General features: G+C 73.9%; 11 protein-coding genes. 3 read left to right on the forward strand and 8 right to left on the reverse strand.

The window, feature by feature from the left end; all coding sequences use genetic code 11:
- Positions 1–41: 41 nt before the first annotated feature.
- Positions 42–3920 (forward strand): PAS domain-containing protein, encoded by a 3879-nt coding sequence (locus tag AB0472_RS05535; RefSeq protein WP_366353634.1) that lies wholly within the window; start codon positions 42–44, stop codon positions 3918–3920.
- A gap of 124 nt (positions 3921–4044) precedes the next feature.
- Here the strand turns inward: AB0472_RS05535 and AB0472_RS05540 are convergent, their stop codons facing one another.
- The 8 genes from AB0472_RS05540 to AB0472_RS05575 form a co-directional block, all read right to left on the reverse strand.
- Positions 4045–5700 carry a long-chain fatty acid--CoA ligase gene (locus tag AB0472_RS05540; RefSeq protein WP_366353636.1) on the reverse strand — a complete coding sequence of 552 codons (1656 nt, stop codon included), beginning with the start codon at positions 5698–5700 and terminating at the stop codon, positions 4045–4047.
- A gap of 167 nt (positions 5701–5867) precedes the next feature.
- Positions 5868–6443 carry a SigE family RNA polymerase sigma factor gene (locus tag AB0472_RS05545; protein WP_366353638.1) on the reverse strand — a complete coding sequence of 192 codons (576 nt, stop codon included), beginning with the start codon at positions 6441–6443 and terminating at the stop codon, positions 5868–5870.
- Positions 6444–6611: 168 nt separating this feature from the next.
- Positions 6612–7778 (reverse strand): lipid-transfer protein, encoded by a 1167-nt coding sequence (locus AB0472_RS05550; protein ID WP_366353639.1) that lies wholly within the window; start codon positions 7776–7778, stop codon positions 6612–6614.
- On the reverse strand, positions 7775–8224 hold the full coding sequence (locus AB0472_RS05555) for a MaoC family dehydratase (RefSeq protein WP_366353641.1): 450 nt from the start codon (positions 8222–8224) through the stop codon (positions 7775–7777). The genes AB0472_RS05550 and AB0472_RS05555 overlap by 4 nt, the downstream gene beginning before the upstream one ends.
- Positions 8214–9245, reverse strand: a complete 1032-nt coding sequence (locus AB0472_RS05560) for an acyl-CoA dehydrogenase family protein (protein ID WP_366353643.1) — start codon at positions 9243–9245, stop codon at positions 8214–8216. Before AB0472_RS05560 ends, AB0472_RS05555 begins: the two co-directional genes overlap by 11 nt.
- A 1-nt stretch (position 9246) precedes the next feature.
- Positions 9247–10218 carry a bifunctional MaoC family dehydratase N-terminal/OB-fold nucleic acid binding domain-containing protein gene (locus AB0472_RS05565; RefSeq protein ID WP_366353645.1) on the reverse strand — a complete coding sequence of 324 codons (972 nt, stop codon included), beginning with the start codon at positions 10216–10218 and terminating at the stop codon, positions 9247–9249.
- Entirely contained in the window at positions 10202–11371 is a 1170-nt protein-coding gene (locus AB0472_RS05570; RefSeq protein ID WP_366353646.1) for an acyl-CoA dehydrogenase family protein, read from the reverse strand. Before AB0472_RS05570 ends, AB0472_RS05565 begins: the two co-directional genes overlap by 17 nt.
- A gap of 173 nt (positions 11372–11544) precedes the next feature.
- On the reverse strand, positions 11545–11862 hold the full coding sequence (locus AB0472_RS05575; protein ID WP_366353648.1) for a hypothetical protein: 318 nt from the start codon (positions 11860–11862) through the stop codon (positions 11545–11547).
- Positions 11863–12223: 361 nt separating this feature from the next.
- Between AB0472_RS05575 and AB0472_RS05580 the strand changes: the two genes are divergently transcribed.
- Positions 12224–13099, forward strand: coding sequence for a bifunctional DNA primase/polymerase (locus AB0472_RS05580; RefSeq protein WP_366353650.1), 876 nt, complete (start codon positions 12224–12226; stop codon positions 13097–13099).
- A 221-nt stretch (positions 13100–13320) separates the two neighbouring features.
- Complete coding sequence (locus tag AB0472_RS05585) at positions 13321–13764, forward strand: hypothetical protein (protein ID WP_366353652.1); 444 nt, start codon at positions 13321–13323, stop codon at positions 13762–13764.
- Positions 13765–13772 lie beyond the last annotated feature (8 nt).

Below are 13772 nucleotides of genomic sequence, written 5' to 3' on the forward strand. Positions count from 1 at the left end.
CGAGCGGTCGGCAAGGTGCGGTAACAGGGAGGAAGCGTCTCGTGAGCAGCAGGCCATCCCGAGGCGCTGCTCGCCTCGCAGCCATACTGGACGCGCTGCCGGATGCGTTGGTGCTGGTCAACGCCAACGGCACCGTCGTCAACGCGAACACCATCGCCCTGGAGGCCTTCGAGACCCCGGGCACCGCGCTGGTGGGACGCGGGCTGCTCGACCTGCTCCCCCAGTTCGACTCCCGGCTCATCCCGGGATCCATGCGGCGGCCCGACCACATGGACCCGCGGGGGCGGACCAAGCCGACCCGGATGATCGCCCGGCGCACCGACGGGACCGAGTTCCCGGTCGAGGTCACCAGCGCCAACCTGGAGAACGGACAGCAGGCCTACGACGGTTACGGCTACAGCGGCGACGAGCTGCTGATGCTCGTCGTCCGCGACCTGACCGGCACCGTCGACACCGAGGCCGAGCTGGCCCGCTCGCAGCGGCAGACCGAGATGATCCTGCGGGCGGCGAGCGAGGGCGTCGTAGGGACGGACACCGACGGGCGGATCGTCCTCGTGAACCCGGCCGCCGCCCAGATACTGGGGTACCGGGCCGGTGAGCTCGGCGGCAAGGAGCTGCACGACCTCGTGCTGCACTCCCGCGCCGACGGGTCCCCCTTCCCGTACGCCGAGTCGCCGCTCGCCGACACCCTGCGCTCCGGGCGCAAGCACCGGGTGCGCGGGCAGGTGCTGTGGGCCAAGGGCGACAAGAAGGTGCCGGTCGACCTGACGACCGCGCCGGTGCGCGACGGCGACCAGCTGGTCGGCGCCGTGATGACGTTCACCGACCGACGGCCCTACGACTCCGTCGTCGACGAGAAGACGGCCCAGGAGAAGACGCACGCCGACGAGCTGGAGCGGCTCTCCGAGGAACACGCCTCCGACCTGACCGCGCTGCGCCAGAAACACGTCACCGAGGTCGAGGAGCTGCTCGAACGGCACGCCGAGGAGCTGGCGGCAGGCGAGGACCGGTACGCGGCCCTCGGCGAGCGCGAGAAGGACCGGTACGAGGCCCTCTCCGGGCGCCACGAGCAGCTGCTGACGCTGCTCGCGCAGTCGCTGCGCGGGCCCCTCGACGAGCTGCGCCGGGAACTGGCCGCGCTCGCCGCCGACGACGCCGGGCAGCTGTGGCCCGAGGCCAACCAGGTGCTCCACCACCTCTCCGCCGGTTACTCGCGGATCACCCAGCTCATCGACAACGTGCTCGGCTACCAGCGGCTGGACGCGGGCTCGGAGGACATCCACCGCACGAAGGTCATGCTCGACGCCGTCGTCGCCGCCGGTGTGGACGGGGCGGTGGAGCTGATCGGCCCCGGACGGGTGCAGTTCGCCGTGCACGCGCCGCCCATCGAGGCCGAGGTGGACCCGCAGCGGCTGGCCGTCGCGCTCGCGCATCTCGTCGCGGACGTGGCAGGGGTCGACGCGACCGGCAACGCGCCCGTCTCCGCGGGCGGCTACATGGACAACACCGTCGTGGTCGCGGCGGCGCAGCGCGGCGAGGTCGTCCGGATCGAGGTGCGCGGTCCCTACGCCGGGGGAGACCCGGTGCACGAGCCGATCGTGCGCGGGATCGTACGGGCCCACGGCGGCGTGCTGCAGACCCACGAGGTGCCCGGCATGAGCGGCAGCGCGTTCGTGCTGGAGGTGCCGATCGGGGGCGGCGCCGGCGCGGTGCCCCCGCCGCCCGGTGCCGAACTGGACCTCGTCCCGGCCGCCGACGACACCGGTGCCGGCGGCCGGCGGCGGGCCCGGCGGTCCTCCGTGGACGCCTTCCTGGAGAGCGACGTTCCCGGCGAGGCGGGCGCCGAGGGCGAGGCCCCCGCCGCGCCCACCGGGCGGCGGCGCCGGCGCGCCCGGCGCGAGCCCGACGAGCGGCAGGCACTGCAGCCCGCGCTGCCCTCGGCGCCGTCCGAGCAGGCGGCCGGGCAGGCGGCCGAGCCGGTGTTCGACGAGAGCCAGTCCGGCGGGCGGCGACGACGTGCGCTGGCCGCCGCGGCCGAGCGGGCGGAGCAGCAGCAGGCCGGGCCCCGCCCGGTCTTCGCGCTGCCGCCCGCGGCGGCCGACCGCGCCCCCGAGCCGGTCCGGGCGACGGAAGCGACGGAGGTGGCCGGCGACGAGGGCCGGCACGACGCCGTGGCGCACGACCGATCCGAGGACCACACCCCGCCGCAGCCGCACCCCACCGACGCCCCGACGGGCCGCCGGCGGCGGGCGGTCGGCCGGCCGCCGGCCGAGAACGCCCCGGCCGCCGCGGCGGTACCGACGGTGCCCGCGCAGGCCACCGCTCCCGGACCGCAGCCGGGGCAGCCGCAGGGCGTCCCCGTCCAGCCCGCACAGCCGCAGGGCGTCCCGGCGCAGACCGGCGCCCCGGCGGCCCAGGTCGTCGCGCCGGCCGGTGTCCCCGGCGTCCCGGCGGCAGGCGCCCCCGGCGCCCCCGGCGCGGCCGTACCGGCGCAGGCGGCACAGACGGCACAGAACCAGCCGCAACCGCAGCCGCCGCAGCCGCCGGCCGCTGCTCCGGTGGCCCCGGGGCAGCCCGCCCCGGCCGCCGGGGCCGCGCCGGTTCCCGCCCAGCCGCTCCCGCTCCCGCTTCCGGCGGAGGCCGCGCCGGTGGCGCCCGTACCGCAGCAGTGGCCGGGAGCCGACGACGCCCCCGCCGCCCAACCGGCGCGTGCCGCGCAGCCGTTGCCCGCCGAGGCGGCCGCACCGGCGCCGGTCGATCCGGACTCCACGCAGGGCCGGGCGTTCAGCGTGCGGACGCTGGGGCAGGGGGTGCCGTTCTCGCGGCAGGCCGCGCAGGTGCAGCAGCCGACGCCGACGCCGCCCCCGCACCAGCCGGGCGGCAACGGGCGGCGCCGCAAGCTGGGCACGCGTCCCGACCCGGGCGCCGCCGAGCAGCCGGGGACCGAACAGCCGGCCCGGGCCGCGCAGTCCGCCCGGCCGCATCTGCCGGCCGAGCAGCCGGTCGCCGCCCAGCCGCTGCCGCAGCCGTCGCCGGCCGGGCAGTCCCGGCTGGTGGGGGCCACCGAGGGCGGTGGCCGGTCGTACGCGATAGGCGCACCCGACGTGAACGCCGCCGAGGGCCCGGAGCCGCTGGACGGTCCGGGTGGAGCGGTCGAGGTCGCGGACCCGCCGCGCCCGCAGCCGATGGACGACGAGCTGCCCCCGGAGCCGCTGGACAACCCGCGCCGGCTGCTGGTGTGGCCCGCGCCGGACGTCACCACCCAGCAGGAGCTGAGCGACCGCGGCTACCGGCCGGTGATCGTGAACTCCCGTGAGGAGGTCGACGCACAGATCGCCGCGTTCCCCGCGGCGCTGTTCGTGGACCCGCTGACCGGCCCGATCACCCGGACCGCGCTGCAGTCGCTGCGGCAGGCGGCGGTGGCGGCCGAGGTGCCGGTGATGGTCACCGCCGGTCTCGGACAGGCGACGCGCGAGGCGGCCTACGGCGCCGATCCCGCCGTGCTGCTCAAGGCGCTCGCGCCCCGGGACAGCGAGCAGCACCCGCCGCGGGTGCTGCTGATCGAGGAGCACGCGGAGATCGCGCTCGCGCTGACCTCGACGCTGGAGCGGCGCGGGATGCAGGTGGCGCGGGCGGCGAGCGACGCGGACGCGGTGACGCTGGCCGGGCAGCTGCGGCCGAACCTGGTGGTGATGGACCTGATGCAGGTGCACCGCAGGCAGGCCGGGATCATCGACTGGCTGCGGGCGAACGGGCAGCTGAACCGGACGCCGCTGGTCGTCTACACGGCGGCGGTGGACCAGGCTGACCTGCCGCGGTTGGCGTCGGGGGAGACGGTGCTGTTCCTGGCGGAGCGGTCGACGAGTGCCGAGGTGCAGAGCCGGATCGTGGACTTGCTGGCGCGGATCGGTACGAACTAGGGCTCACTGAAGCGCCCCGAAAGGGGCGGTGGGGGTACCCCCGGTCGAAGGCCGGGGGCAGGAACTGCGCGACCGGCCACGGACCACCCGCGGCCGGCCGACAGCAGTTCCCCGCCCGGGGCGTTCACAGGCTGGTGACGTCCAGCTCCCCGTCGGCGTACCGCCTCCTGAGCACCTTCTTGTCGAACTTGCCGACGCTCGTCTTCGGCACCGACTCGATCACCGTCCAGCGCTCGGGGAGCTGCCACCTGGCGATCTTGCCCTCCTCGGCGAGGAAGACGCGCAGGGTCTCGAAGGTGGCGGTGGAACCCTCGCGCAGGACGACCGTGGCCAGCGGGCGCTCGCCCCACTTCTCGTCCGGTACGGCCACCACCGCGGCCTCGGCGACGTCCGGGTGGGACATCAGCGCGTTCTCCAGCTCGACCGAGGAGATCCACTCGCCGCCGGACTTGATGACGTCCTTCGCCCGGTCGGTGAGGGTGAGGAAGCCGTCGGCGGAGATGGTGCCGACGTCGCCGGTCTTCAGCCAGCCGTCCTCGCTGAACTTGTCCTCGGGACGCAGGGGTTCGGCGTCGGGGCCGTTGTAGTAGGCGCCCGCGATCCAGGGGCCGCGCACCTCCAGCTCGCCCGCCGACTCGCCGTCCCAGGGGAGGCGTTCGCCGCCGGGGCCGCTGAGCCGGGCCTCGACACTGGCCGGGAAGCGGCCCTGGGTGAGGCGGTACGCGAACTCCTCGGCGGTGCCGACCGCGTGGGCCGGCGGGCGGGCGACGGTGCCGAGCGGGGAGGTCTCGGTCATGCCCCAGGCGTGGCAGACCCGCATGCCCAGCTTGTCGAAGGCCGCCATGAGGGAGGGCGGGCAGGCGGCGCCGCCGATGGTGACCTGGGTGAGGGAGGAGACGTCCCGGGGGCGGGCGGTGAGCTCGCCGAGCAGGCCCTGCCAGATGGTGGGGACCGCGGCCGCGTGCGTGGGGCGCTCACGCTCGATCATCTCGGCGAGCGGGCCGGGCTGCAGGAAGCGGTCCGGCATCAGCAGGTTGACGCCGGTCATGAAGATGGCGTGCGGCAGGCCCCAGGCGTTGACGTGGAACTGCGGCACCACGACCAGGGAGACGTCCTGGTCGGTCAGGCCCATCGACTGGGTCATGTTGACCTGCATGGAGTGCAGGTAGATCGAACGGTGGCTGTACACCACGCCCTTGGGGTCGCCGGTCGTGCCGGAGGTGTAGCACATGGCGGCGGCCCGGCGCTCGTCGAGCTCCGGCCAGTCGTAGCCGGTCGGCCTGCCCGCGAGGAGCTCCTCGTACTCGTGCACGGCCGCGGTCGCGTCGGCGAGGAGCGAACGGTCGCCCGGACCGGAGACCACGATGTGCTCGACGGTCGGCAGCCTGGGCAGCAAGGGCGCGATCATCGGGAGCAGCGAGCCGTTGACGAGGACGACCTTGTCCGCCGCGTGGTTGACGATCCAGACCAGTTGCTCGGCCGGCAGGCGGAGGTTGAGGGTGTGCAGGACCGCGCCCATGGAGGGGATCGCGAAGTACGCCTCGGTGTGCTCGGCGTTGTTCCACATCAGGGTGGCCACACGGTCGTCGCCCTGAACTCCGAGGTCGTCCCGCAGGGCGTGCGCCAGCTGGGCGGCTCGGTCGCCGATCTCGGCGAAGCTGCGGCGGTGCGGCTCGCCCTCGCCGGTCCAGGTGATCACCTGTGACGTGCCGTGAACCCTCGACCCGTGGGTCAGGATCCTTGAGATCAGCAGCGGTACGTCCTGCATGGTGCTCAGCACGGCGTCCTCCCGGGGGCGACATTGCCTACTCGGTGGTAAAGGGGCTGCGCTGATTCTGCTCACATACCGTGCGGTATGTCACTAGGAGAAAGCCAACAAAGCCTGTTCGGACGCTTCGAACACCCCGGACGTTCCCGGGTGTCGCGCACGCCTCGTCGGCCGGGCCGCTAGCGTGCGAGGTCCAGCTCCGGGTCCTCGCGCAGCTTGCCGAGCGCACGCGACACGGCCGACTTCACCGTGCCCACCGAGACCCCGAGCACCTCGGCCGTCTGCACCTCGCTCAGGTCCTCGTAGTACCGCAGCACCACCATCGCCCGCTGCCGCGCCGGGAGTTTCATGATCGCCCGCCACATCGCGTCGTGCAGCGCCTGCCGTTCGGCCGGGTCGTCCTCGCCGGGCAACGGCTCGGGCTCGGGCATCTCGTCGCAGACGAACTCGTCGACCCGGCGCTTGCGCCACTGCGAGGTCCGCGTGTTCAGCAGTGCCCGGCGCACATAGCCGTCGAGGGCCCGGTGGTCCTCGATCCGCTCCCAGGCCACGTAGGTCTTGGCGAGCGCGGTCTGGAGAAGGTCCTCGGCATCGCTCGGGTTCGCGGTCAGCGACCGGGCGGTGCGCAGCAGGACGGGCTGGCGGGCTCTGACGTACGACGCGAACGACGGGTAGGAGGGGCGGGTGTGCGAGCGGGTCTGCCGCGCCGAGACAGCGGCGGCGTCCGAAGCGCTGGTGCAGACGGGTGTGGTCATGGCTCCACGCTATGAGCGGGCGTTGTCACCGCGGATCGGCCGCAGGTCCCGAAGCCGCGTCCCCCTCAGGTTGTAGGGGTGGGGCTGCCTACACCTCCTGAAGGTGGAGTACGGGTGGAGCTCCTGCGGGTTTACCCCTGAGGGGGAGAACCGCAGGGGGGCCGGGCCTCACCCGTCCGAGGTCAGGACCAGCCCGGACGTCGGTACGCCCGTACCGGCCGTCACCAGGACCCGGTCCGCCCCCGGTATCGGGTTCACGGCGGTGCCGCGCAGCTGGCGCACCCCCTCCGCCACGCCGTTCATCCCGTGCAGGTACGCCTCCCCGAGCTGTCCCCCGTGGGTGTTCAGCGGCAGCCGCGCCCCGGCGACGAAGTCCGCCGCCTCCCCCCGCCCGCAGAACCCGAACTCCTCCAGCTGCATCAGCACGAACGGGGTGAAGTGGTCGTACAGGATCCCCACGTCGATGTCGGCCGGGGCGAGTCCGCTGGTGCGCCACAGCTGGCGGGCCACCACGCCCATCTCCGGCAGCCCGGTCAGGTCGTCCCGGTAGAAGCTGGTCATCTGCTCCTGGGCCCGGCCGGCCCCCTGCGCGGCCGCCGCGATCACCGCGGGCGGATGCGGCAGGTCGCGCGCCCGCTCCACCGACGTGACGACGAGGGCCTGGCCGCCGTCCGTCTCCTGGCAGCAGTCCAGGAGACGGAGCGGCTCGACGATCCAGCGGGAGGCCGCGTGGTCCGCGAGGGTGATGGGCCGGCCGTGGAACCAGGCGGCCGGGTTGGTCGCCGCGTACGCGCGGCCGGTCACCGCCACGTGCCCGAACACCTCCGGGGTCAGCCCGTACGCGTGCAGGTAGCGCTGCGCCGCCATCGCCACCCAGGACGCCGGGGTGAGCAGCCCGAACGGCAGCACCCAGCCCAGCGCCGCGCCCTCCGCCGACGGCTCCCGGCGCTGCACGCCCGAGCCGAAACGGCGGCCCGACCGCTCGTTGAAGGCGCGGTAGCAGACCACCACCTCGGCGATCCCGGTCGCCACCGCCAGCGCCGCCTGCTGGACGGTCGCGCAGGCCGCGCCACCGCCGTAGTGGACGCGGGAGAAGAAGGACAGCTCGCCGATCCCGCAGGCCTGCGCCACGGTGATCTCCGGGCTGGTGTCCATCGTGAACGTCACCATGCCGTCCACGTCCGCCGGGGCCAGCCCCGCGTCGTCCAGCGCGGCCCGCACCGCCTCCGCCGCCAGCCGCAGCTCGCTGCGCCCCGAGTCCTTGGAGAACTCGGTGGCCCCGATGCCGACGACCGCCGCCCGCCCGCCGAGCGAGTCCCGGCCCCGCGCGCTCATGACCCCGCCTCGTCGGTGAGGGTGACGGTCACCGTGGCGTCGGCGAAGGTGAGGGTCACCGTGCCGGTCACGTGATTGCCGAGGCCGTTCGCGCCGACCACCCGGACCGTCGCCGTCCCGCGCTCGCCGTCCAGCTCCTCGATCCGGCCGGTCAGCACCATCGTGTCCCCCGGGTAGTTGGGCGCGCCGAGCCGGATGGCGACCTTGCGGAGCTCCGTCGTCGGACCGAAGTAGTCGGTGACGTACCGGCCGACCAGGCCGTTCGTCGTCAGGATGTTCATGAAGACGTCGGGGGAGCCCTTCTGCCGGGCCAGCTCGGCGTCGTGGTGCACGTCCTGGTAGTCCCGGGACGCGATCGCCCCCGCCACGATCAGCGTCCGCGTGATCGGGATCTCCAGCGGCGGCAGCTCGGTGCCCACCCCCGGCCGGGTCGTCTCAACTCCCACTCGCGATCAACTCCCCCAGTTCCTGGAGCACTTCGCTCCCGCTGCCCAGATACGCGTCCAGCTGCCGGCCCCACAGGAAGTGCCGGTGCACGGGATGGCCGACGTCGGCACCCGCACCGCCGTGCAGGTGCTGGCCCGTGTGCACGACCCGCTGCCCGGCCTCGGACGCCCACCAGGCCGCGGTCAGCGCGTGTGTGGCGTACGGCAGACCGGCGTCCCGCCGCCAGGCCGCCTCGTACGCCGTCACCCGGATCGCCTCGGTGTCCATGTGGGCGTCGGCGGCCCGGAGCTGGACCGCCTGCCGGGTGGCGAGCGGGCGCCCGAACTGCTCGCGGGTGTTGGTGTGGGCCACGGCCCGGGCGACGGAGCCCGCGCAGACACCCGCCTGGAGACCGGCGAAGGCGGTGCGGGCGGTGGCCAGGACGTCGGCGCAGGCGCCGGCGCCGCCCAGGATCTCGGCGGGAGCCTCGTCGAGGGTGAGCCGCCCCGCCGACCAGGGCGCGGTCAGCTCGACCTCCTCGACGCGGGCGCCGGTGCCCTCGCCGAGCGGCGCCAGCCACAGTCGCCCGCCGGCGTCCGCAACCAGGACGTGGGTGGCGTCCCGCAGCCACGGCACGACGGGGGCGGTGCCGCTCAGCCCGCCGCGCGCGCCGGGCCGTACCCCCTGCTGGGCGGGGAACGCCCCGGCCACCACCACCGAGCCGTCCGCGACCCCCGGCAGCAGCCGGGCCCGCTGGTCGTCGGTGCCGTGCGCGGCGATCGCCAGCTGCCCGTACACACAGTTCGCCGCGTACGGCACCTGGGCCGTGGTGCGACCCTGCTCCTCCAGCAGGAGCACCAGTCCCAGCAGGCCCAGCTCCGCGACCGCGGCGACCAGTCCGGCCCCGCACAGCGCCTTCCACAGCTCCGGGTCGCTGCCGGTGCCGGCCGCCCGCAGCCGCTCGTGGGTGGCGAGGTCGCCGAAGATCCTGGCAGCCAGGTCACGGGCCTCGGCCTGCGCCTCGGTGGGCGTGAAGTCCATGTCAGGCCTCCGCGCCGGGAGCGCCGGGAGCGCCGGGAGCGCCCAGTGTGTCGGGAGCGCCGAGTGTGTCGGCGACCCGGAAGACGGGCAGGGTCGACGCCCCGCCCTCGTCCTCGTACCGGCGGAACTCCACCCGTACCGGCAGCCCGATCCGCACCTTGTCGTACGGCACCCCCACCACGTTGCCCACCATCCGCACGCCCTCGGCGAGCTCGATCAGGCCGACCGCGTACGGCGGGTCGAAGGCCGGGAAGGGCGGGTGGTGCATCACGACGTACGACCAGACCGTGCCCTCGCCGGACGCCTCGACGGTGTCCCAGTCGAGGGAGCCGCAAACGTTGCAGCCCGGCAGCCAGGGGTGGCGCAGGGTGCCGCAGCCGGTGCAGCGCTGGATGAGCAGCCGCTCGTCGGCCACGCCCTCCCAGAAGCCGGCGTTGTCCCGGTTGACCACCGGACGGGGGCGCGGCGGAGCCTTGGCCGGCCTCCCCGCGGGCGCGTACTTCAGGACGCGGAGACGGTGGACGCCCACCAGCTCCGCGCCGATCCGGACGTCCGTGCGCGTGGTGACGAAGTAGCCCGTGCCCAGCTTCGTCGTCTTCCGCGCGGACACCGACTCGATCACCGTGTCGAAGACCAGCTCGTCGCCCGGCCGCAGCGGGCGCAGGTACTCCTGCTCGCAGTCGGTGGCGACGATCGAGACACAGCCCGCCGCGTCGAGCAGGGCGGACATCTCGTCGTACGCGCCGGTGCGTGCCGTGTTACCGGAGAGGCCGCCCATCGTCCAGGCCTGGAGCATGGTGGGCGGGGCGATCGCGTCCGGCCCCTCGTACGCCGGGTTGGTGTCGCCCATGGCCTCGCACCAGTGCCGGATCATGGGCAGGTTGACCGGGTCCTTGCCGGTGCCCGCCCGGGAGGCCGGCTGCCCCTCGTACGCCTTGAGCCGCGCCCCCAGCTCGTCAGTCCCCCCGGCCACGGCCACCCCTCCGCATCCCGAGCCGCATGGTCGCGACGATCTCCCGCTGCACCTCGCTCACCCCGCCCCCGAACGTGTTGATCTGCGCCGCCCTGTTGAGCCGCTCCAGTTCGCCGTCCCCGAACACTCCCGGCGAACCGGACCGGACCCATGCCGCCTCGCCGACGATCTCCTGACACATGCGATACGTCGCGACTGCCGATTCCGTTCCCGCGAACTTCACCCCGCTGGCCTCCGCGGGGGGCACCCGGCCCGCCCCCGCGTCCCCCACCAGACGCCAGCTGAGCAGGCGGTTCGCCGCCAGCCTGGCGTGTGCCTCGGCCAGCCGGAAACGGATCCACGGCTCGTCAACCCGGCGCCGTCCGGTCACCGGATCGGGGGTGCGGGCGGCGGTGAGCGCGGCCGCGTAGAAGTCCTCGGCCTGCATGCCCGTCGCGGCGAGGGCGACCCGCTCGTGGTTGAGCTGGTTGGTGATGAGCGACCAGCCGTCGTGCTCGGTGCCGACGAGATGACCGGCGGGGACCCGGACCCCGTCGTAGTACGTCGCCGTCGTGACCTGCCCGCCCACCGTCTCGATCGGCGTCCAGGAGAACCCGGGCGCGTCCGTGGGGACCAGGAGGATCGAGATGCCGCGGTGCCTGGGCGCCTCGGGATCGGTGCGGCAGGCGAGCCAGATCCAGTCGGCGTGCTGGGCGCCCGAGGTGAAGATCTTCTGGCCGTCGATCCGCCAGCCGTCCCCGTCCCGCACCGCCCGGGTGCGCAGTGCGGCCAGGTCGGTGCCGGCCGAGGGCTCGCTGTAGCCGATGGCGAAGACGAGGTCGCCGCGGAGGATGCCGGGCAGGAAGCGGTCCCTCTGCTCCGCGCTGCCGTACTTCATCAGCGTCGGCCCGACCGTGTTCAGGGTGACCATCGAGACGGGGGCACCGGCCCGGTACGCCTCGTCGAAGAACACGAACTGCTCGTCGGCGCCGCGGCCTTGACCGCCGTACTCGACGGGCCAGCCGAGGCCGAGCAGGCCGTCCGCGCCGATGCGGCGCAGCAGGGCACGGCGTTCGGCGGGGTCCTCGGGGGGCGGGGACGGGATCAAGGTCTCGAAGTAGGCGCGCAGTTCGGCGCGCAGCCGCTGCTGGCGTTCGGTGGGGGCCAGATGCATGGTTTCTGACTGTCCGTCAGATACCGCTCGCTGTCAAGGTCGGAAGGCGGCGGCTGCGGGGCCGGGGAGAGTGCCGACAGGAGCCGGAAACGCCTGCGCGGCGGTGCCGAAGCACCGCCGCGCGGACGCACTGCCCATCCCCACAGACCACACCCCCAGGGCTCAGGCGGGGCTTACCACAGCTTGGTGAAGTGGACGGCGACGTTGTCGTTGCCCTGCTGGATCGCGGTCCACGCGGAGCCGTTGACCTGAGCGGTGTTGCTCTGGTTCGAGGCGCCGTTGCCCACCGCGTTCTGCTGGGTGGTCGAGGAGTTGCCGTTGTTGTTGTGGCCGACCCCGCTGCCGATGATGCCCGCGGAGCCGGCGTTGGCGCTCGATCCGTGGTCCGCGATCGCACCGTTGTCCGCGGTCGCGACACCGGCGAAGAGGGCGGCGGCGAGCGGGAGGGCGGAGACGGCGGCGAGAACGCGGGCGGTACGGATGCTTGCCATGTTGATTCCTCTCAGAGCCCGGCTGTGCCGGAAGTTCGTCAAGTAAGTCCTTTTCCGAGGCAGTTGGCCGACTGCCTCGGTGTCTGTCTTCGACGTCGCGAGACCAGAGTTGCCCACCGAATCCCTGGCGAACCACCCCGGAAGCCCTCATTCGCCCTCAAGCGTGATGACAAGTCGATAAACCCCTTTCACCATCTTTGATCGACTTCCGTCTGAGTCATGACCACTCCGGACATCACCACACATCAAGCCCTTCAAGGGAAAAATCGTTCCGCCCGCGATCCACGGCCGAGTCGCCACCCCCGGCGTGTCCCGTCGACACCCCCTTCCTTTTTTCGAACGCACGTACGAACATAGAGCCATGGCCACCACCGATCGGCAGGCCACGACGCTGGCCCTCGCACACGCCCTGTCAGCCGCCGAGCGCGGCCTGGCCGTCATCCCCCTGTCCCGCACGAAACTCCCCGCCCTGCGCTCCCCCCACCGCCACGACCCGGACCCCGCGCTGCCGCCCTGCCACGGCGAGTGCGGCCGCCCCGGTCACGGGGTGTACGACGCCACCACCGACCCGGCCCGGATCCGCGAACTGTTCGCCGCGGCGCCCTGGGCGACCGGCTACGGCATCGCCTGCGGGCTGCCCCCGCACCGCCTGATCGGCGTCGACCTCGACGTGAAGGGCGGTACGGACGCCACCGGCGCCCTGCGCGAACTGGCCCTGCGGCACCTGTTCACCATCCCGCCGACGGTCGTCGTCCTCACCCCGAGCGGCGGCCGCCACGTCTGGCTGACCGGACCGCCGGACACCGTCGTCCCCAACTCGGCCGGCCGGCTCGCCCCCGGCATCGACATCCGCGGTGCCGGCGGCTACCTGGTGGGCCCCGGCTCACGCACCGACCACGGCGTCTACGCCACCGCCCCCGGCACCGAGCACCTGGTCCCCGCCCCCTGTCCCCCGTCCCTGCTCCGCCTCCTGCTCCCCCCGCCACGGGCGCCGCACCCCGCGACCCACCCCTCGGTCGGCAACCGCGGCCAGGGCCTGGTCCAGTTCGTCCTCTCCGCCCACGAGGGCCAGCGCAACACCCGCCTCTTCTGGGCGGCCTGCCGCGCCTACGAGAACGGCATCGGCCGGGCCCTGCGGGCGCCCCTGATCGACGCGGCGGTCCACACCGGCCTCACCGAACAGGAGGCCCGGGCGACGATCGCGTCGGCGGCCCGCATGACCGGCCACCGCCCCTGAGAAGCCCTGCGGAGCCCGCGGAGCCCTGGCAGCCCGGCGAAGCCCGCGGAGCCCTGGCAGCCCCGCGAAGCCCAGGGAGCCCGGCGAAGCCCTGGCGGCCCGGCGAAGCCCTGGCAGCCCCGCGAATCCCAGGGAGCCCGGCGAAGCCCTGGGAGGCGAGACGTGCCCAGCGGTCCCGAAAATCGAACGCACCAGGCCGCGCGCCCGCCTAACCTGCCCCCGTGACCCTGACCCGTGTCGTCCTCGCCTCCGGCCGCACGATCGGCCTCTCCCACCTCCGGCTCTCCTCGACGTACGGCGGGCTGCTGGAGGGTTATCCGCACCAGGCCCTCAACGACCGCCGCGTGAAACGCCTGTTGGCCGCGGCCACCACCGGGTTCCCGCGCACCCCGACCCATCTGGTCCCGCCCCCGCGCGAACACCCCGAGGACGGCCGCGCCGACGCCACCCGCCCCTTCGGCCCGGTGCAGATCCTGCCGCCGGTCGCCTGCATCGGCCTGTTCGAATCCGCACCCGTCGCCCCGGACATCGACCCGGTCCTGCACGGCTCGGCCCTCACGATCGTCTGGTTCCAGGCCACCCCCCAGCCGCCGTCGGGCCATGACGCGGACCCGGGGCTGCGTGAGGTGGCCTGGGAGGAACTGGCGGAGGACTACGAGATCTGAGGGCCGAT

Source organism: Streptomyces sp. NPDC086777 (assembly GCF_040702065.1).
Classification (GTDB): Bacteria; Actinomycetota; Actinomycetes; order Streptomycetales; family Streptomycetaceae; genus Streptomyces.